The following is an 18,544-nucleotide window of genomic DNA, read 5'->3' as shown; positions in this document are numbered from 1 at the left end:
ATTCGTGAAAATAGTTTTTAAAATATCAATCCTATTAATTTGTCTTAGTTCTTTTAGCACTACTATTAGCTATGCTCAAGATCTAAAAGATTATAAAAAAGAATATGAAACGCTTCAAGATTCTGTTTCAAAGTATACGAATTCTAATAAACGTTTAGCTGTTGATTTTGAAAAAGAACTATTACAACTTGCGGAAAAAAACAATGATACAACGGGGATAATAAAATTGTTGCATCGACTAGGTAGTAATAGTCAGGTGATTGCAGAATTTGAACAATCAATTGGATATTTCCAAAAAGAACTTAAATTAATAAGTAAATATAATATAAACAGAGATAGTATAAAGTTTAAAGGATTTACAGAAATAGAAATTTTGGCTCAATTAGGTCAAAATTATAAACTACTGGGACAATATGATAAGGCGTTTAAAACGTATGATAAATGTTTAATAATTGCAGAAAGGGATCATTTAGAATTTTATAAAGCAGTGATGCCGGCAATTATTGCAGATTTACATTTTACCGTTGGAGATTATAAAGAAGCATTAATAAAAAATAAGAAATCATTTAGTGCTTTAACTAAAGTAACCGATATAGACAAAAATATCATAGTGCATAATAGGTCCAGTATTGCTCTTAATCTGAGTGAAATTTATCTTAAATTAAATGAAAAAGACTCGGCCATTTGGATTTTAAATGATGATGTGCTAGACCAATTAGATTCGGTAAGTAGATTTAAGATGCGTGTTATTGCCCAGAGAGGCAAGATTTATTTGAAAAAAGAAGAATTTCAGAAAGCCCTTTTAAATTTAAAAGAGGCTGAAAAGATGGCATACAAGTATGATTCAGTTTTAGCACCTGCAGTGGTATATTATGATTTAGCAGAAACTTATTTTAAAATAAATGAAAAAGAAAAAGCAATACATACATTGGAAGAAGGGATTGCAGTGGCTAAACCTAGAGTTAAAGAAACTTCCCTTACTGAAGATTATAAATTACTAGCCAAAATTTATAAAGAAACGGGTAATTTAGAAAAGTCAAATGAGTATTATGAAAAGTATATTTTAAATCAAACGGCCTTAGAAAAAAGTAAAGATACTATCTCTACCTCTTTTCATACACAAAAGTTATCAAACTTAGAAAAAGAAAAAATATCTCAAAATAATAAGTTTTACTTATTTATGAGTATCGGGTTGGTTCTAGTTTTAATTTTAATAGCCTACATATTATATCTTATTAAAGAAAAAAAGAAGAATACGGAAAAGTTCAATGTATTATTATCTAAATTTAACCAAGAAGAAAAGTCTACTTTAGAAATTATAGACACTAAAGATAAAGTGCTTGAGGAAAAAGTTTCAGCAGAGGTAAATGAAGAAACAACTTACCTTATATTGGCAGGCTTACAAACTTTAAAAGAACAAGAATACTTTTTAAGACAAGATTGTAATTCATACAATGTCGCCAAAAAAATTAAGACCAATACAACTTACCTTTCTAAAGTAATAAACTCACATTTCGAGAAAAATTTTAATACCTACATTAATGACTTACGAATTAACTATGCCATATTAAGATTGAAAAATGATAGTCGATTCCGTTCTTTTTCTGTACAATCAATTGCCGAAGAGATAGGTTATAAAAGTGCAGATTCGTTTTCAAAATACTTCAAATTAAGTACAGGTTTAAACCCTTCATTTTACATCAAACAACTGAATTCACTTTCCTAGAGAACTGGTTTTTACACTTCTTTTACCCTAAATTTATAAATTTAGGGTTGCCAAATGACGCGTTCGTTTGTTAAGTCTCATGTCGAGATAAAGTACTGATAAACAGATTTTTAAACTCTAATATTTATCCCCATTTTTCTAAAACTGGGGTGGCTTTGCTTGTGTAACCTATTATTTAGAAGGTTATTTGCTTCAGAAATCAAACAACAATAAACAACTAAAAAATATAATAGCATGAAATTTAAAATAAGCATCATTTTATTCATTAGTACAATGTCTCTTTTCGCACAAAATTTTGCACAGGGAGTCATAAAAGATATTGAAACCGACGAACCTATCCCTTATGTGAATATTGGAATCATTAATAAGAGTATTGGAACTGTAACTAATTTTGAAGGTAATTTTGAATTTGAAACGAAATCAAATGTATTTAATGATTCCATTAGACTATCCTCAATTGGCTACAAATCTAAATCTATACTGGTCCGTGATTTTTTAAACATGTTAAAGACTAATAAAGAGATTTTACTTTACCCCGATGTTACAACATTGAGTGAAGTTGTATTAACCGCTAAAAAACTGAAAGAAAAAGTAATTGGAAATAAATCGAAATCTAAAAGAATAAGGCTCGGATTTACAGAAATTACACTTGGACAAGAAATTGGAACAAAAATTAGGATAAACAATAGTCCAACCTATATTAAAAGCTTTCATACAAATATTGCTGCGAATAGTAATGATTCACTAAAATACCGTATAAATTTCTATAGCATAAAAGATGGACTGCCTTATGAGAAAATTGTAAATCAGAATATAATTTTTCCAATTAATGTAAAGGAGGGCGAATTTACACTGAACCTTGAAGCGTATAACATTATTGTGAAAGATGATATCTATTGTACACTTGAATTGATTGAAGAACCAAAACCTGAGGATGAGCTGTTTTTTTCAGCGGCATTTTTAGGGAACAAAATGATTATTAGAGATGTTAGTCAAGGTGATTGGGAGAAAGTAGGTGCGGTAGGTGTTGGGTTTAATTGTACTGTGAAATATTAGAAACCGAATAGTTAAACATTATAATCACTTAAAAGTAGAACACATGACAAAAAAGAAAAATATAACAAGAACAGTAATTATAGCAGTAGTACTTGTTGCTATAGCCGTAATGATAAAAGGGTTTTTAGATGGCTATCAAGATGCTACAGATAGATCAGACTTAATTAGCGAAGTTCTCGAAGAAAATTGCGATTGCACGGAGATAAATCAGATTATCTACGCAAAAGGATTGCAATTTGGTAAAGAGGGTATGTCAACTGAAAAGGCAGAATATCAAATGATTGATTGTGATTATCAATATTTTGAAGATGAAGCTATCCGTATTAATGAAATATTAAACAAAAAGGTAAAAGGTTTTAAAGATTTTGACCTTTTAACTATAGAATTGAATAACAAAAAAAATACTGAAATAATAACCATAAGAAATGGTGTAATCCAATAACTAACTTAAAATTTATAAAAAATGATACTAATAGTAATAGATGCAATCATCAAAATAATAGAAGCCGTAATTCTTTAAAAATTAAATAGAAAATTATGCAACCTTTAATTAAAAATAGAATGAATAAACTGAAAATAAAAAATATTCTAAAATTAACAGCAGTACTATTGTTGTTCTCGTTAGATAGTTACAGTCAGAGTACAATTACTCCAGAAATACAACAAACGGTTATTAAAAATGGAGTAGGACTGGGTAGTGTAATTGCTGTAACTGTTTCTTGGGAAAGGAATAAATCGATTTTATGGGCTATATTGCATGGCGTATTTAGTTGGATTTATGTAATTTACTATGCTGTAAGTCGATAATAAAATAAAACATATACTAACTTTAAATTATTAAAAATGAAAAAACAAATCTTAATAATGCTGACACTATTTACCCTGATAATACCAAATGCAAATGCACAACAAAACGATGTACCTATAATTGATCGTGATATCTTTTTTGGAAATCCTGAAATATCTAGTGGGCAATTGAGTCCTGATGGACAATGGATTTCTTTTTTGAAAGAATACAACGGAATAATGAACATTTGGGTGAAAAAATTTGATCAACCTTTCGATGAAGCACGTCCATTGACAAATAATGAAAGGCCACTAGGAGGTTATTCATGGACTTATGATGGTACAAAGATCCTATTTGTAAAAGACAATAAGGGCGATGAGAACTATAATATTTATGCGGTAAACCCGAATGATAAAGCTGATGAAGCAACAGGTGTGCCTGTTTCTAAAAACTTAACACCGATGAAGGATGTAACCGCTCAAATTTATCAAGCGAGTAAAAAGAACCCTAATGAATTGATGGTGGGTATTAATGATAGAGATAAAGCTTGGCATGATTTATATAAATTAGATATCAGTACAGGTAAATTAGATTTGTTGTATGAAAATAACAATAGAATAACCAGTTGGAACTTTGATTGGGATGAAAATCCGCGATTAGCGTATAGAACTAATGAAGCTGGTCATTCTGAAATTCACCGTATAGATGGCGATAATAAATTTACGAAGATATACGAAACTAATTTGCAAGAACAAGCTTATGCAGCAGGTTGGAACAAAGACAATACTAAAATGTATTTGGTTTCTAATAAAGGAGATGTCAACTTTTCTACGCTTTATACAATGGATCCACAATCTCAAAAGATTGAGAAAATAGAGAGTGACCCTAAAAATAAAGTTGATTTTGGAGGTATGTTTATAGACGATAATACACGTGAAATTATATATACATCTTATACATACGATAAAAGAGAGCGTCTTTGGAAAGATAAGAAGTGGGAAAAAATGTATAACTACTTAGAAAAGAAATTCAAAGGTAAAGAAATTGGCTTTGCAAGTTTTACAAAAGATTATAAGCAAATGTTGATTTCAACAAGCAGTGATAATTCAGCTTCTGATACTTATTATTTTAATTGGGATACAAAAAAATTGATTCATCAATATACACCAAGACCACGTTTAAAAGAAGTAGAACAACATTTAGCTAAAATGGAGCCTGTTTCTTATAAAAGTAGTGACGGATTAGAAATTCCTGGTTATTTAACTGTACCAGTAGGCGTAGCAAAAAAGAATTTACCGCTTGTCGTTTTAGTACATGGAGGTCCAAAAGGACCGAGAGATTATTGGGGGTATAATCCTTATGCTCAAATATTAGCGAATAGAGGCTATGCCGTGCTACAACCGAACTTTAGAGCTAGTGGTGGTTACGGAAAAGCATTTTTAAATGCAGGAGATAGAGAATGGGGTAAAAAAATGCAAGATGATATTACGTGGGGTGTAAAGCATTTTATTGGTAATGGTATTGCAGATAAAGATAGAGTAGCTATTATGGGTGGTAGTTATGGTGGTTATGCAACATTAGCTGGTTTGGCATTTACTCCAGAAGTTTACACTTGTGGTGTTGATATTGTAGGGCCAAGTAACTTATTTACATTACTAGAATCTATACCTGCATATTGGGAATCTTTTAGAAAAAGTTTATATGAAATGACAGGTGATCCTGAAACGGAAGAAGGTAAAAAACTAATTACGGAAGCAAGTCCATTATTTAGTGCTGATAAAATTACCAAACCATTATTAATTATTCAAGGGGCAAATGATCCTAGAGTAAAGCAGGCAGAAAGTGATCAGATTGTGGTTTCAATGCGAGATTCTGGAAAAGATGTGGAATATATCTTAGCAGATGATGAAGGTCACGGATTTAGAAAGCCAAATAATAATATGGCAATGTGGGTTTCAATTGAGAAATTCTTAGCCAAACATTTAGGTGGTCGATATCAAAAAGATATGAGTGAAGACGTTGAAAAAAGATTGGGTGAAATTACTCAAGATATTTCTAAAGTAGTTTATAAAAAATTAGAGAAAGTAGCTGTTGCTGCAACACTACCTGCTTTAAGTGACGACTTAAAAGCGTCGACAAATCAATATGATGTTACCATAGAAGTTCAAGGACAGAACATACCGATGCAATTAACACGTGAGGTTAAAAAGGAAGGAACACAATGGGTTATTAAAGATGCATCTACATCGGCAATTGGAAATAGTGAGGATGTAGTTTATTTAGAAAACATGACTCCCGTTAAAAGAGTTATTACACAAGGTGGTCAAACTTTTGAGATTAACTATACAAAAGATACTATTTCGCTTACAATGATGGGTAAAACCAAAGATATGCCAGTAGAAGGAGCGTATTTAACCAATGGAGCTGGTTATGATATGTTAGTGGCTCGTTTGCCGTTAGCGGATGGGTATGAGACCTCTTTTTATAGTCTTGATGTAATGTCACAAAAATTGAATACGATGAAGTTAGAAGTGACAGGAAAAGAAAATAATCAATGGAAAGTTGTTATTTCTAATGTAGAAAATGATAAGGACTCAACAACAATGTTGATTGACGTAGATAAAAAAGCGGCAAGTCAAATTGAACAAGTGGTACCTGCGATGGGTAATGCAAAAATTACCACTAAATTAAAATAGAAAACACACATTTAAAAGTGGGATTATCATATTGGTTTTCCCACTTTTTAATTAAAGTAACATTTCAACATAAAGTGAAGTACTTTTAACACTCAAAAAAACTCAAAAATGAAAAAACAAATAGTAACAATAATTGCATTGTTATGCTTTTTAATGACAACAGTTCAAGCACAAGAAAAAAGTAGTCTGTTGTGGAAAATAGAAGGTGACAATATCCAAACTTCCTATTTTTTTGGTACCATACATATGATGCCTCAAAACGATTTTTCCATGCCTCAGAAGGTGAAAGATGCCTTTGAAAGTTCAGATGAAATTTATTTGGAGTTGGATATGGATAGTCCTGAAATGATGCAGGAAATGATGAAAGAAATGATGATTGGTGAGCAAGATCTTTTGTCTAACCATGTAGATTCAACAGAGTATAAATTATTAGACGCTTATTTAAAAGAAAACGTAGGCATGGGCTTTGCACAATTTAATAAATTTAAACCTTTGTATATGTCATCTACTATTATGTCTTCATTTATGGGGAAACAAGTAGCGAGTTACGAAATGACATTTATCGGAATGGCTAAAGCTGCTAAAAAAGAATTGAAGGGTTTGGAAACGGTAAATGATCAAATGTCGGTTTTTGATAGTATTCCTTATGAGGATCAATTAGATGAATTGGTTGAAATGTTAGATGATCCTGAGGAAACAAAAGAACTTTACGGAAAAATGGTAGCAAAATACAAGTCAGAAAATATAGATTCTTTATATAATTTTACATTGACATCTTTTGATAACGATGAAAAAATGATTGATGCTTTATTACTAAATAGAAATAAGAATTGGGTGAAAAAAATACCTGAAATTTCTAAGGAGAAAAAAGTGATTTATGCTGTAGGAGCTGGACATTTAGGTGGTAAAAAAGGAGTCATACAATTGTTAAAAGACGAAGGATATACCGTAACACCTGTGTTAGATTAAAACATCGAATTTATTAAAAAAAGCCCAATGAAAATAACATTTTCATTGGGCTTTTTTTGTTTGAAATCAATTACAATTTACCATTCCATTCCGCATCGAACTGATCTAAATATTTTATCATATACTCATGTCTTTTCTTGGCTATTTTTTTTCCAGATTTGGTATTCATTTTATCTTTTAGTAACAACAGTTTTTCATAAAAATGATTAATGGTTGGTGCCGTTGAGTTTTTGTATTCCTCTTTAGTCATGTTTAAATTTGGGGCAATATCAGGGTTGTATATTTCCCTGTTTTTAAATCCTCCATAATTAAAACAACGTGCAATACCAATAGCTCCTATAGCATCTAATCTATCTGCATCTTGTACAATGTCAAGTTCTATTGATGTAAATTTATTTTGGCTTTTAGAAAGTGATGATTTGTAAGAAATATTCTCAATTATTTTAATAACGTGCTCAATTATTGTACTATCAATATTTTGTTGAAATAAAAATTCACGAGCTACTTTTGGACCAACAGTTTCATCACCATCGTGAAATTTAGCATCAGCGATATCATGTAATAATGCACCAAGTGCAACGATAAAACGGTCAGCATTCTCTGTTTTAGAAATCAATTGGGCATTGTTATATACCCGTTCAATATGAAACCAATCATGGCCTCCTTCTGCCCCAATTAATTTGTCTTTTACAAAGTCAATGGTCTTAGAGATGATTTGATTTTGATCCATATAGTGAATCTATTTAGTCGCTGGTTCTACCCATTTAAATTGAAAAGAATTTTCAGGAATTTTCATACGATCCGCTAAGCGTAACATTCTTGCCGGTAAGTTAATTAAATAGTCCCTTGCTTTTTCAGCTTCATCTGAAAGGTCGGTAATCTTATCAATTTCCCAACGTTTTACAAGTTTGTCTAAAATGTCAACATAATCTAAAGAAGTGTACACACCAATACGTTGTGCTGTATTCGAAAATTCTTCAAAAGCAGTACCAATTTTGTCTCCAGATTCCCTTAAAAATTGTGCAGGCATAACAATTTTTTGCTTCATCATATATTGAAATGCCAACATCATTTGGCTAGGATCAACTTTAAAAATACGCTCTACAAATTCAGAATACGCATTGTGATGACGCATTTCGTCACCAGAAATAATACGACACATTTTAGCCAATTGTTTATTGCCTTTTGCTTTTGCCAATTTCGCTACTCTGTTGTGAGATACATAGGTTGCCAGTTCTTGAAAACTAGTGTAAACAAAGTTTTTATAAGGGTCACGGTCTGTACCAATATCAAAACCATCAGTAATTAAATGCTGCGTAGTAATTTCAATTTCTTTCATATTTACCCTTCCAGAAAGGTACAAGTATTTGTTCAATACATCTCCATGTCTATTCTCTTCACCTGTCCATTGACGCACCCATTTTCCCCAAGGGTTGGTATCAACTTGATCTACACCTTCAACATCCATTAACCAAGACTCGTAAGTAGGTAGTGCTTCTTCGGTAATCATATCACCCACTAAAACAACCCAAAAGTCGTAAGGTAATTCTTTTGCTAGTTCACGTATTTCAGTAACCTCATTAAAAAAATTATCACCTTCAGAATCAGGTAAGAAATCGGAAGGCTGCCAAATTTTATCAACTGGGATTAAATATTTTTGAATCAATGCATCAACATCTTTTTCCAAAAATCGCATTACTTCTAATCTTTTATTTTTTAACGACATATATATAAATATTTTATGGATGAACACCATTTTTAATGGTGGTTTCAACTTCGTTTATTAAGAGCTCCTTATCTGTAAAGGTAGCAATTTTTACTGGTTTGTGTACTGTAATGGTCATGTGCGTACCAATGCCCATTGGAAATTTTCCGTAACGTACTGTTTTCCAAGAATTATTTATCGAGATTGGAACAACCGTAGCTTCTGGTATTTCTTTAAATAAAGTTAACAATCCTCTTTTTTGAAAATCTTTTGGCACTCCATTTTTACTTCTTGTGCCTTCTGGGAAAATTACAGCAGCCCAATTATTTTTTACCACAGAAACTGAAAATTCCTTTATGGCAGTAATGGCTTGTCTCGGATTTTTTCTTTCTATTAATGCAGAACCTCCATGGCGTAAGTTATAAGAAATACTAGGTATGCCTTTGCCTAATTCGGCCTTGCTAATAAATTTAGGATGGTGTTTACGCATATACCAAATAATAGGTGATATATCGTACATGCTTTGATGGTTAGAAACAATAATCAAAGGTTGATTTATTTCTATATCATATGGATTGGTAAACGTAAAGCGAGTCCCTAAAACATTTAAACATCGTAATAAGAAAAAGTTAAACAGATCAACACTTTTCTTTAAAGCGTTATAGCCAAATACATTATTGCTAATCCATAAAATAGGATGAAATATTAACAGTGTTAATCCAAAACACAGGTAATATATAACAGATAAAGGATAGGCTAATAATTTTCTCATGTTTTTAATAAAAATCCCTCTTCATTCCTGTTTACTAAAACTGAAGTAAAAGAATGAAGAAGGTTAAAATGTAAGGTTTAACAAAACTCTTGATAAGCTCCTGCTAAATTTTCTGCAATCATTTCAGCAGATCTACCTTCAATATGATGACGCTCTAACATGTGCACCAATTCACCATCTTTAAATAATGCAATGGCAGGTGAAGATGGAGGAAACGGAATCATATGTTCTCTCGCTTTATTCACTGCTTCAACATCATTTCCTGCAAAAACAGTTGTAAAATGATCAGGTTTTTTATCACTTGTAGTTGATAAAATGGCCCCTGGTCTTGCAGTACCTGCTGCACAACCACAAACTGAATTTACCATTACTAAAGTGGTACCTTTTTCACTCAATATAGCGTCAACTTGGTCTGCAGTTTTTAATTCTTGAAAACCCGCATCTACTAATTGTTGACGCATTGGTTTTACTATTTCTTCTGGATACATATTCTTTTCTTTTTAAAATTGAATGGCAAAGATAATCATTATTAAGAATAGTTCTAAGATAAATGTATCTTTGGACCCTCAATTGAATATTTTTTATGTCGAATTTTTCAAAATGGATAGGTGCTACATTAGGTTGGTCTGTAGGAGGACCTATTGGCGGTATTTTAGGTTTTATTGTTGGTAGTTTGGTAGATGGATTTACTGAAGGGGATATAAATACACTAGGTCAAGGCCCTAGAAATGGAACAAAGACGGCTGGTGGAGACTTTGAAATTAGCTTGTTAGTACTCGCTGCGGTAGTGATTAAAGCAGATGGTAGATCGAGCAAAAAAGAAATGGATTATGTACGTGATAACTTTGTTAGAATGTATGGTAAAGAGCGTGCGAATAATGCTTTTAAATTATTTAATGAAATAAGAAAAAAAGGGACTATTCCTACACGGCAAGTATGTATGCAAATCAGAGAGCATATGACCCATGCTTCGCGATTGCAATTATTACATTTTTTGTTTGGTATTGCTCAATCGGATGGTTCTGTTAGTCAATCAGAAATTGATGCTATAAAACGTATTTCAACCTATTTATATATTAGCAGTCGCGATTTTGAATCTATTAAGGCAATGTTTTATGGCTCTTCATCTTCGTCATCATCTTCAACATCGTATAGTAGTGTTACTGCTTATAAAATTTTAGAAATAACGAAAACAGCTACTAATGATGAGGTTAAAAAAGCCTATCGTAAAATGGCTAAAAAACACCATCCAGATAAGTTAAGACACTTGGGTGAAGCTCATCAAAAAGGTGCTGAAGAAAAGTTTAGACAAATACAAAAAGCATACGAGCAAATTCAAGCAGAAAGAGGGCTTTAGTTAGCAGTAGCAGTAGCAGTAGCAGTTTTCAGTTGGCAGTAAAAAAAGTATTATGAAAATTCGTTGGGTAACTATTCGTTTTTACAAATACAATTCCAATTTTTGTGGCCCAGCTAATACCGTTTTTACAATATTATTTTGCCCATCCTCATCTTTTTCAAAATGCCATTTTACCATGGTAATTTCTAAGTTTTCAATTTCAAGTCCAATAATAGAATTTGGATGTACACAACTACCATCATTAAAATAGGGTAACAGTCCCGGATCTGGAAATCGTGGTCTATGTGTATGACCGGCAATTACCATTTGATTGTCATTTTTCAACATCCAATTTTTTAATTTTTTCTCAATTCTGTTGAGTGTAGTGTTGTTTTTTGCAGGACTCGTAGGGTCTTTTACGTTAAACCATTTCTGCAAAGGCATCCATAAATAGCGTACAAAAAAACGACTCACTTTCCAAAACCTATAATTGAACCAATCGGCTTGATGTCCATGGATTAAGAATATTTTTTTGTCTGTATTTTCAATTTGTAACAACATACTTTCGTGATATTCTAAATTGAAAAGACGCTCTTTTTGTTTGATGTTTTTAGGTGGAAATATTTTATATAACATTTTTTCTACCGTTAACGGATCTCCAAAGATCATATCGTGATTTCCCCAAAGCATATATAATCGGTCATCATCATAAAACAATTTTAATAACTCAAACGAACTTTTATGGGCTTTGTAAATGGGCTCAAAAGAATAATTTTCCCAGAGTTCTACTCCATCACCTAATTCTATATAGGTGAAATTATTGTCATAATATTCTTTTATAGCATGCTGATAAATAAGCATATTATGTAAAAAATCATCGGCATAACTATTGTCTCCTTTATGTAGATCACTAAAAAGTATAATTTTAGAATCTTTATTTATATTTAAAGGCTTCGCATTTTTAAAAGCGTTGTCTAAAATAGAATGCATTAATCCCATATAATTATTGCTTTAAAAAGGATTTATTGATGGTGTTTTTATCCGTTTTTATTTTGATAAAATGCAAACCATTGGTTAACGTTGAAACATCAATATTTTCGGAAGTAGTGAACTCACGTTCTATCTGACCTAATGTGTTATAGATGATAATATTTTCAATACTAGTAAGGTCTGTCGTGGTTATTGTAAGTCTGTTCGTTACGGGGTTGGGGTAAATGTTAAATTGCGAGGATATTTCATTATCAATTCCTAAAACAGCAGTGTTGTTTGTTGAAATTAAATGTATATCTGGGTCAATTTGAATTTGGGCTACTTGAAAAGTTACCGATTCTGTAAACTCTTGACCGTCGGTGGTGTTGTCTAAAACTACGTCTAAAATTTCGTTGTTGGTTCCTGTAATTCGAACGGGAATTGGAGCTTCAAAATAACTTACAGAGGCATGACTTTGGGTTTGATTTATCGTAATTTTTATTTCGTCATTTTCAGGTTGAAACCATGTTGCTGAGTAGGTTGGATGACCTTCTCCATAAATCCAATCTGCAAAAAATTCTGATAAATCTTTTCCACTTGCATTTTCCATAGTTGCAATAAAATCGGGAGTTTTCGCATAACTGTATGCTAAGTTGGGGTCTGCTAGATAATTTTTCATTCCCTGAAAAAAAGCGGTATCTCCTAATTTTTTTCTGAGCATATGTAAAACCATCGATCCTTTGGTGTAAGATAACCGACCATTGAATATTCTACTAACATTCGTAGAGTCAGCATCTGAAAGATATACATAGCCATCAAGCTGAGCAGTAACTTGATTTACAGAGCTGGTTCGCCAATTTTTAAATGCTTCGTCTCCATCTAAATTTTCAATGGTAAGTCCTGCTAAATACGTAGCAAAACCTTCATTTAACCAAATATCTTTCCAGCTACCACACGTTATTTTATTCCCAAACCATTGGTGTGCCAATTCATGGGCAATTAATCCTCGGTTAAAACTCCCCATAAAAGAAACGGTGGTATGCTCCATGCCGCCACCCCATCCAAATTGAGCATGGCCATATTTTTCATCTGCAAAAGGGTATTCCTCAAATAACTCCGTAAATAAATTCATAATTTCAACGGTTACTGGAGTTTGGCTCTGGGCGGATGCTAAATTTTCAGGATATACATAATTTACAATCTCAAACGGGTTCCCATTATTAGTTACGGTATGATTATAAGTGCTGTAATTTGTTACCGCTATGGCAATTAAATAGGCCGGAATGGGATATTTATGTTTAAAATGTGTGGTTTTTTGTCCCGCATTTATGGTCTGGCTTTGCTCTAATCCGTTAGAGACAGCAGTGTATAATTCTGGTGTTTTTAAATACACATCTATACTGTCAATTTTATCGTTGAGGTCTTGTTTACAAGGCCACCAACCTTTTGCTCCAAAAGGTTCAGAAAGTGTCCAAATGATAGGCGTTCCATTATGTTCAGTTTGTTCAAAAGAGCCAAATCCTGAACTTTGTGGGTTACCACTGTATGTAATTTTTATGGCTGTAGATTCTCCTTGTAATAATGTTTGCGGTAAAGTAATAATTAATTCATCATTTACATTTTGAGAAAAGGCTAATGAGGTTCCGTTTTCTGAAACTGCTGATACCAACATGTTATCATCTAAATCAAAAGTTACAGTGCTTAAATTCTCTAGAGCAGTAAAGGTAGTTGTTATATCACCATTGATAAAAGCAATGGCAGGGTCAATAACCCAATCCATTCTATGATGCGTAACATCGTAGTTTGCTGTATTAATATTGGCTTTATAATTTATTAATTTAGTTGCCGCTTTTGCTTCGGCTTCAATAATGGTTGATAGTTCCAATTGTTGTGCAAAGGCAAAGCAACCCCCAAAAATGAAAAGAAGTGTTAATATGTTTTGCTTTAGCGGCATAAATAGTATTTTTGGACTTTAAAAGTACCAATATAAATCAGTTCATTATAAAATTTCCTTTTATTTTTGTGCTTTACCCATCTTTTATGCAAAAACTACTTTTATATTTTTGTGTTTTTTTATTGCTGTTTTCTTGTGTAAGTGTTAAATCTTATAACGAAGAAATTGCTGTAAATCATTCTGCACGTAGTTTAAAAAAAGATGTAAATGTGGCATATAAAAAACTACAAAAACTACATCCTCGGTTATATCAATATATACCAAAACCTACTCTAGATTATAAATTTGATAGCTTAAAAAATACCATTGTTACGCCTTTAACAAGTAAGCAGTTTTATGAAAAATTAGCTCCAGTTGTATCAGAAGTTCGACAAGGACATATTACGGTTAGCCCTCCATTAAAGCGGTTCACCAGTAAAGAAAGAAAGGCGTTAAATAAAAATAAGTTTGAGTTTTATGCTTTAGATTTTGAATACTTAAATGACAGTTTGTGGATTGTAGATACAAGGGGTTTAGATTCTACCATCGTTGGTAGTAAGGCAGTCAAAATAAATGGAGAAGATATTTATAAACTTTTTAAAAAATATAAAAAATTATTTTCATCAGATGGTTATAACAACACCTTTCAGAATCGAATAATAGCCTCTCGCTTTTCTGGTTTTTATTATAAAGATAAAGGGTTTGTAGACAGCCTTTCAATCACATTAAAAAAAGAAGATTCTCTATTTACGAAAATGTTTAGAAGAATTCCTAAAGATTCTGTAAAAGGGAAAAAAAAGGAAATAGATTCTTTAGCGAAAAAACCAAAGAAACTAACAGATCAAGAAAAGAGAGATTTAAAACTGAAGCAGAAAGAAAAGAAGAATCGAGATTATATTTATGGTTTTGAAAAAGACAGGAATAGATATACTCGAAATTTAGATTTTATAGGTAAGGATAGTAGTGTTGCATTTATGAAAATACGCAGCTTTGGTAACGGAAATTATAAAAATTTTTATAAGGAAAGTTTTGCTAAAATAGACTCGTTAAAAACGAAGTATTTAATATTAGATTTAAGAGATAATACGGGCGGTAGGCTTGACGAAATTGATAAATTATATTCGTATTTAACAGATAAAGAATACCAGTTAATTGAAAGAGCAGAAGTGTTAACGCGTCAACCTTTTTTAACCTCAATGTTATCAAAAAATAGTTCCTCATTTGTGAAAATTGGAGCCGTGCTGTTATCACCTTTTGTAGCCATACACAATTTGTTTAAATCTGGAAAAAATGAAGGAAAAACCTATTACTCATTTTCTAGTGCCAACATAAAAAAACCAAATCCTTTGTATTTTAAAGGAGAAATGTATGTGTTGATTAATGGAGCTTCATTTTCTGCATCTTCTATCTTGTCTACAAATTTACATGCTAATAAAAGAGCTATTTTTGTAGGCGAAGAAACTGGTGGTGCTTATAATGGAACCGTTGCTGGTTTATTTAAATTTATTGAATTACCTAATTCAAAAGTAGTAATGAATATAGGTCTCGCTCAAATTGAGACACCGTATGAAATGGATCCTGATGGATATGGAATAAAACCAGATGTAGAAATACTACCTACCATAGAAGATAGAATACATAAGATAGACCCTGAATTGGATTGGGTTTTGGAAGATATAGAAGTAAAGAAAAATAATTAATTATAGCGTGTTCAAGAATCTATTCTATGTGGAATAGATTTTTAGAAGATGTGACGCGTCACTCATAAAGACAAAAATAATATGTTAGAAGATAAAAACGAACAAAGAACCTCTTTAGCTGAATTAGGGGAGTTTGGATTAATAAAGCACTTAACAGATCAGGTTAAGTTAACTCATAAATCTTCTATAAAAGGAGTTGGTGATGATGCTGCTGTATTGGAGTTTAAGAACAAACAGATTTTGGTAACTACTGATTTGTTGATAGAAGGTGTTCATTTCGATTTGTCTTATATGCCCTTAAAACATTTAGGTTATAAGGCTGTTATGGTTAATTTATCTGATGTCTATGCCATGAATGGCAAGGCAACTCAAATTACGGTGTCATTGGCAGTTTCTAATCGTTTTCCGTTAGAAGCAATTGAAGAATTGTATGCTGGTATTCACTTGGCTTGTAAAACATATAATGTCGATTTAATTGGTGGTGACACTTCTTCTTCTACAAAAGGCTTGTTACTTAGTATTACAGCAATTGGAGAGGCTAATAAAGAAGATATAGTCTATAGAAATGGAGCAAAACCTAACGATTTAATAGTTGTAACCGGAGATTTAGGTGCTGCTTATTTAGGGTTACAAGTTTTAGAGCGTGAAAAGCAAGTTTTTCAAGCCAATCCAAATGCCCAACCTGAATTAGATAATTATACCTATTTGGTAGAGCGTCAATTAAAGCCAGAAGCTAGAAAAGACATCCCAAATTTGCTAAAAGAGCTAGATGTAAAACCTACGTCTATGATTGATATTAGCGATGGTTTGTCATCAGAAATTATTCATATCTGTAGCCAAAGTGAAGTGGGTTGTAACTTGTTTGAAGATAAATTTCCTTTAGACCCACAGGTAATTTCAACTTGTGAAGAATTTAAATTAGACAGTACCACAGTGGCTTTAAGTGGAGGTGAAGATTATGAATTACTTTTTACAGTTGACACGGCAGATTATCCTAAAATAAAGGCAAATCCGCATTTAACGGTCATAGGCCATATTACTGAAAAAGATGAAGGCATGAATTTGATAACACGAGGCAATCAAAAAATAGAATTGACAGCTCAAGGTTGGAATGCCATGTTGAAATAAGTTTATATCATAAACTAAGCAACCCTTTATTTAATATCGCGTCTACTTATAAATTCTAATCTATGAAGTTTATAAGCTTTTCCATGATTCTTTTTATTGCATGTTTAATTTCAGTAGCATCTTGTACAAGTGATGATGATGTGGAAATTGTAACCCTAAAAGTGAATCACTATAAACAATCTGGTAACGCGTTAATGCCTAATCAATTTTTATTGGTGCAAGAAGAAGCAGCTATTGATGGTGACGATTGGTATTTTTTTTATAGTGGAATAGAAGGTTTTGACTATGAATTGGGTTATGTATACACGTTAAAGGTAGAAAAGGAAATTATTGGAAATCCAATGGCAGACGGTGGTTCAATAAACTATAAACTTATTGAAGAGATAGGTAAAGAAAAGGTAGCTTCTGAAATTTCTTTCGAAATTCTTTTGTCAAGAACTTATGACGATAGTTTTTTTGAACCTTTTTTTACAAAGACCGACCATTCAACTTTTAAGTTATTAGATGGAACTCAAATAGATTGTGCTAATTTATGTGATGAGCTCACTGAAAAGTTAGCTGTAAAAGAAGCTATTACAGGTGTGTTTCAGCATTCGGAAAATAACAGTTTAGAATTAACAGCACTAAAATAATTAGTTCGCCATTACTTGATCAACCAATTTTTCTAACTCTTCCCCATGTAAATTTTTGGCAATTATTATGCCTTTACTATCTATTAAATAATTCATAGGTAACGCTGTTACTGCAAAATTATATGCGGCTGGTGTTTCAAAACCTTGTAAGGAAGATACATTTGCCCAAATTCTATGGTCTTTAGCCATGGCATTGGTCCATTGTTTTTCATTGGTATCTAAAGACACTCCGTAAATAGTAAAGCCTTTGTCTTTATACTTTTCGTACAATTTATTTAAGATGTCACTTTCTCTTCGGCAGGGTCCACACCAACTTGCCCAAAAATCGATTAGCGTATATTTTTCGGTGATAGAAAAAAGGCTAACAGTATCTTTATTGGCTGCTGTCATTACAATACCTGGTACTTTTCCGCCTAATGCCGTTTGTTGTAATCGCGTTACTTTTTCTCTTAATTTTTTAGAAATAGCTAAATCAGGATGAGCAGTTTCAAAAGCACTAGTTAAGCTATCAAAGAATTTAATATTATTATCTTTCCATCGCAATGACGTAGGGTAAATGGCGATGCTAGTTCCCATTTTATCCTTTATAAAAGTGTTTAATTCAGCCAAATGCAAATCATAATTTTTTAACTCTAATTTACCTAAAGAATCAATGGTTTTTGGGTTTGGGTTTTCAGATTTGTTTTCAGCAACAATTTGTTTCCTGATGGTGTTTACCAAGCGGTCTAAAGATTCTTTTCGCAACTTTTCATACGCATTAAGCAAGTCGGTATCTTTTGAACCGGTAACCAACGGTTTAGAATTAATGGACTCTATAGTAATTTGCTGATCTTTAGCTATTGCTAGTGGTATGTTTTCATTTTCATTAAGTACTAAAGTATAGTAGTGCGGCTCATCATTAAGTGCGTACTCAAAATTTCCATTTTCGTCTAATTTTATAGTATCTATTAGTTTAGAAATTTTCCGTTCTATATCACTTTCTTGTTGTAGAAGGATATACTTATTTTCAGAATTATTAATCTTACCCTGTAATGTGAACGTTGAGTTTTCTTTTTTAGAACATGATGTAAAAAGAATAATTGTCAATAAAAATAGTATTCGCTGCATAGGTAGTGTTTGTGACTAAGTTGTCGTT

17 protein-coding genes are annotated in these 18,544 nt (G+C 32.0%); 10 read left to right on the top strand and 7 right to left on the bottom strand.

Annotated features, from left to right (window positions below; all coding sequences use genetic code 11):
- Positions 1–4: 4 nt before the first annotated feature.
- The 6 genes from FF125_RS20095 (at position 5) to FF125_RS20070 (ending at position 7,234) form a co-directional block, all read left to right on the top strand.
- Positions 5–1,726 (top strand): AraC family transcriptional regulator, encoded by a 1,722-nt coding sequence (locus FF125_RS20095; protein WP_138951791.1) that lies wholly within the window; start codon positions 5–7, stop codon positions 1,724–1,726.
- Between the two features lie 234 nt (positions 1,727–1,960).
- On the top strand, positions 1,961–2,782 hold the full coding sequence (locus FF125_RS20090; RefSeq protein WP_138951789.1) for a carboxypeptidase-like regulatory domain-containing protein: 822 nt from the start codon (positions 1,961–1,963) through the stop codon (positions 2,780–2,782).
- A gap of 43 nt (positions 2,783–2,825) precedes the next feature.
- Positions 2,826–3,224, top strand: a complete 399-nt coding sequence (locus FF125_RS20085) for a hypothetical protein (protein WP_138951787.1) — start codon at positions 2,826–2,828, stop codon at positions 3,222–3,224.
- Between the two features lie 95 nt (positions 3,225–3,319).
- Complete coding sequence (locus FF125_RS20080; RefSeq protein WP_232829121.1) at positions 3,320–3,589, top strand: hypothetical protein; 270 nt, start codon at positions 3,320–3,322, stop codon at positions 3,587–3,589.
- A 36-nt stretch (positions 3,590–3,625) separates the two neighbouring features.
- Entirely contained in the window at positions 3,626–6,265 is a 2,640-nt protein-coding gene (locus tag FF125_RS20075; RefSeq protein WP_138951785.1) for a S9 family peptidase, read from the top strand.
- Between the two features lie 108 nt (positions 6,266–6,373).
- Positions 6,374–7,234, top strand: a complete 861-nt coding sequence (locus FF125_RS20070; RefSeq protein ID WP_138951783.1) for a TraB/GumN family protein — start codon at positions 6,374–6,376, stop codon at positions 7,232–7,234.
- A gap of 70 nt (positions 7,235–7,304) precedes the next feature.
- On the opposite strand, the gene FF125_RS20065 is transcribed toward FF125_RS20070, so the two are convergent.
- The 4 genes from FF125_RS20065 to FF125_RS20050 form a co-directional block, all read right to left on the bottom strand.
- Positions 7,305–7,964 carry an HD domain-containing protein gene (locus tag FF125_RS20065; protein WP_138951781.1) on the bottom strand — a complete coding sequence of 220 codons (660 nt, stop codon included), beginning with the start codon at positions 7,962–7,964 and terminating at the stop codon, positions 7,305–7,307.
- Positions 7,965–7,973: 9 nt separating this feature from the next.
- Positions 7,974–8,960, bottom strand: a complete 987-nt coding sequence (locus FF125_RS20060; RefSeq protein WP_138951780.1) for an acyl-ACP desaturase — start codon at positions 8,958–8,960, stop codon at positions 7,974–7,976.
- Between the two features lie 13 nt (positions 8,961–8,973).
- Entirely contained in the window at positions 8,974–9,711 is a 738-nt protein-coding gene (locus FF125_RS20055; protein WP_138951778.1) for a lysophospholipid acyltransferase family protein, read from the bottom strand.
- A 77-nt stretch (positions 9,712–9,788) separates the two neighbouring features.
- Positions 9,789–10,199, bottom strand: a complete 411-nt coding sequence (locus tag FF125_RS20050) for a BrxA/BrxB family bacilliredoxin (RefSeq protein ID WP_138951776.1) — start codon at positions 10,197–10,199, stop codon at positions 9,789–9,791.
- 95 nt (positions 10,200–10,294) lie between these two features.
- Here FF125_RS20050 and FF125_RS20045 point away from each other — a divergent pair, with 95 nt between their 5' ends.
- Positions 10,295–11,068 carry a TerB family tellurite resistance protein gene (locus tag FF125_RS20045; protein ID WP_138951774.1) on the top strand — a complete coding sequence of 258 codons (774 nt, stop codon included), beginning with the start codon at positions 10,295–10,297 and terminating at the stop codon, positions 11,066–11,068.
- 81 nt (positions 11,069–11,149) lie between these two features.
- Here the strand turns inward: FF125_RS20045 and FF125_RS20040 are convergent, their stop codons facing one another.
- Both FF125_RS20040 and FF125_RS20035 read right to left on the bottom strand, forming a co-directional pair.
- Positions 11,150–12,046, bottom strand: coding sequence for a metallophosphoesterase (locus FF125_RS20040; protein WP_317129652.1), 897 nt, complete (start codon positions 12,044–12,046; stop codon positions 11,150–11,152).
- A gap of 4 nt (positions 12,047–12,050) precedes the next feature.
- Positions 12,051–13,970 (bottom strand): M1 family aminopeptidase, encoded by a 1,920-nt coding sequence (locus tag FF125_RS20035; RefSeq protein WP_138951772.1) that lies wholly within the window; start codon positions 13,968–13,970, stop codon positions 12,051–12,053.
- 86 nt (positions 13,971–14,056) lie between these two features.
- Between FF125_RS20035 and FF125_RS20030 the strand changes: the two genes are divergently transcribed.
- From FF125_RS20030 to FF125_RS20020, 3 genes are all read left to right on the top strand, one after another.
- Positions 14,057–15,649: a S41 family peptidase gene (locus tag FF125_RS20030; protein ID WP_138951770.1), complete on the top strand. Its 1,593-nt coding sequence runs from the start codon at positions 14,057–14,059 to the stop codon at positions 15,647–15,649.
- Positions 15,650–15,730: 81 nt separating this feature from the next.
- Entirely contained in the window at positions 15,731–16,777 is a 1,047-nt protein-coding gene (gene thiL, locus FF125_RS20025) for a thiamine-phosphate kinase (RefSeq protein WP_138951768.1), read from the top strand.
- Between the two features lie 62 nt (positions 16,778–16,839).
- Positions 16,840–17,409, top strand: a complete 570-nt coding sequence (locus FF125_RS20020; RefSeq protein WP_138951766.1) for a DUF4377 domain-containing protein — start codon at positions 16,840–16,842, stop codon at positions 17,407–17,409.
- On the opposite strand, the gene FF125_RS20015 is transcribed toward FF125_RS20020, so the two are convergent.
- Positions 17,410–18,516 carry a TlpA disulfide reductase family protein gene (locus FF125_RS20015; protein WP_138951764.1) on the bottom strand — a complete coding sequence of 369 codons (1,107 nt, stop codon included), beginning with the start codon at positions 18,514–18,516 and terminating at the stop codon, positions 17,410–17,412.
- Between the last annotated feature and the right edge of the window lie 28 nt (positions 18,517–18,544).

This window comes from Aureibaculum algae, assembly GCF_006065315.1.
Taxonomy (GTDB): domain Bacteria; phylum Bacteroidota; class Bacteroidia; order Flavobacteriales; family Flavobacteriaceae; genus Aureibaculum; species Aureibaculum algae.
Note: the sequence above shows the minus strand (reverse complement) of the source record. Positions and strands in the feature narration are given on the sequence as shown.

Excerpts from the sequence above, each read along its gene's own strand:
- FF125_RS20090 (WP_138951789.1), top strand. The coding sequence starts at position 1,961 with ATGAAATTTAAAATAAGCATCATTTTATTCATTAGTACAATGTCTCTT.
- FF125_RS20050 (WP_138951776.1), bottom strand. The coding sequence starts at position 10,199 with ATGTATCCAGAAGAAATAGTAAAACCAATGCGTCAACAATTAGTAGAT.
- FF125_RS20015 (WP_138951764.1), bottom strand. The coding sequence starts at position 18,516 with ATGCAGCGAATACTATTTTTATTGACAATTATTCTTTTTACATCATGT.
- thiL (WP_138951768.1), top strand. The coding sequence starts at position 15,731 with ATGTTAGAAGATAAAAACGAACAAAGAACCTCTTTAGCTGAATTAGGG.
- FF125_RS20085 (WP_138951787.1), top strand. The coding sequence starts at position 2,826 with ATGACAAAAAAGAAAAATATAACAAGAACAGTAATTATAGCAGTAGTA.
- FF125_RS20030 (WP_138951770.1), top strand. The coding sequence starts at position 14,057 with ATGCAAAAACTACTTTTATATTTTTGTGTTTTTTTATTGCTGTTTTCT.
- FF125_RS20045 (WP_138951774.1), top strand. The coding sequence starts at position 10,295 with ATGTCGAATTTTTCAAAATGGATAGGTGCTACATTAGGTTGGTCTGTA.
- FF125_RS20035 (WP_138951772.1), bottom strand. The coding sequence starts at position 13,970 with ATGCCGCTAAAGCAAAACATATTAACACTTCTTTTCATTTTTGGGGGT.
- FF125_RS20040 (WP_317129652.1), bottom strand. The coding sequence starts at position 12,046 with ATGGGATTAATGCATTCTATTTTAGACAACGCTTTTAAAAATGCGAAG.
- FF125_RS20020 (WP_138951766.1), top strand. The coding sequence starts at position 16,840 with ATGAAGTTTATAAGCTTTTCCATGATTCTTTTTATTGCATGTTTAATT.
- FF125_RS20070 (WP_138951783.1), top strand. The coding sequence starts at position 6,374 with ATGAAAAAACAAATAGTAACAATAATTGCATTGTTATGCTTTTTAATG.
- FF125_RS20080 (WP_232829121.1), top strand. The coding sequence starts at position 3,320 with ATGCAACCTTTAATTAAAAATAGAATGAATAAACTGAAAATAAAAAAT.
- FF125_RS20060 (WP_138951780.1), bottom strand. The coding sequence starts at position 8,960 with ATGTCGTTAAAAAATAAAAGATTAGAAGTAATGCGATTTTTGGAAAAA.
- FF125_RS20055 (WP_138951778.1), bottom strand. The coding sequence starts at position 9,711 with ATGAGAAAATTATTAGCCTATCCTTTATCTGTTATATATTACCTGTGT.
- FF125_RS20065 (WP_138951781.1), bottom strand. The coding sequence starts at position 7,964 with ATGGATCAAAATCAAATCATCTCTAAGACCATTGACTTTGTAAAAGAC.
- FF125_RS20075 (WP_138951785.1), top strand. The coding sequence starts at position 3,626 with ATGAAAAAACAAATCTTAATAATGCTGACACTATTTACCCTGATAATA.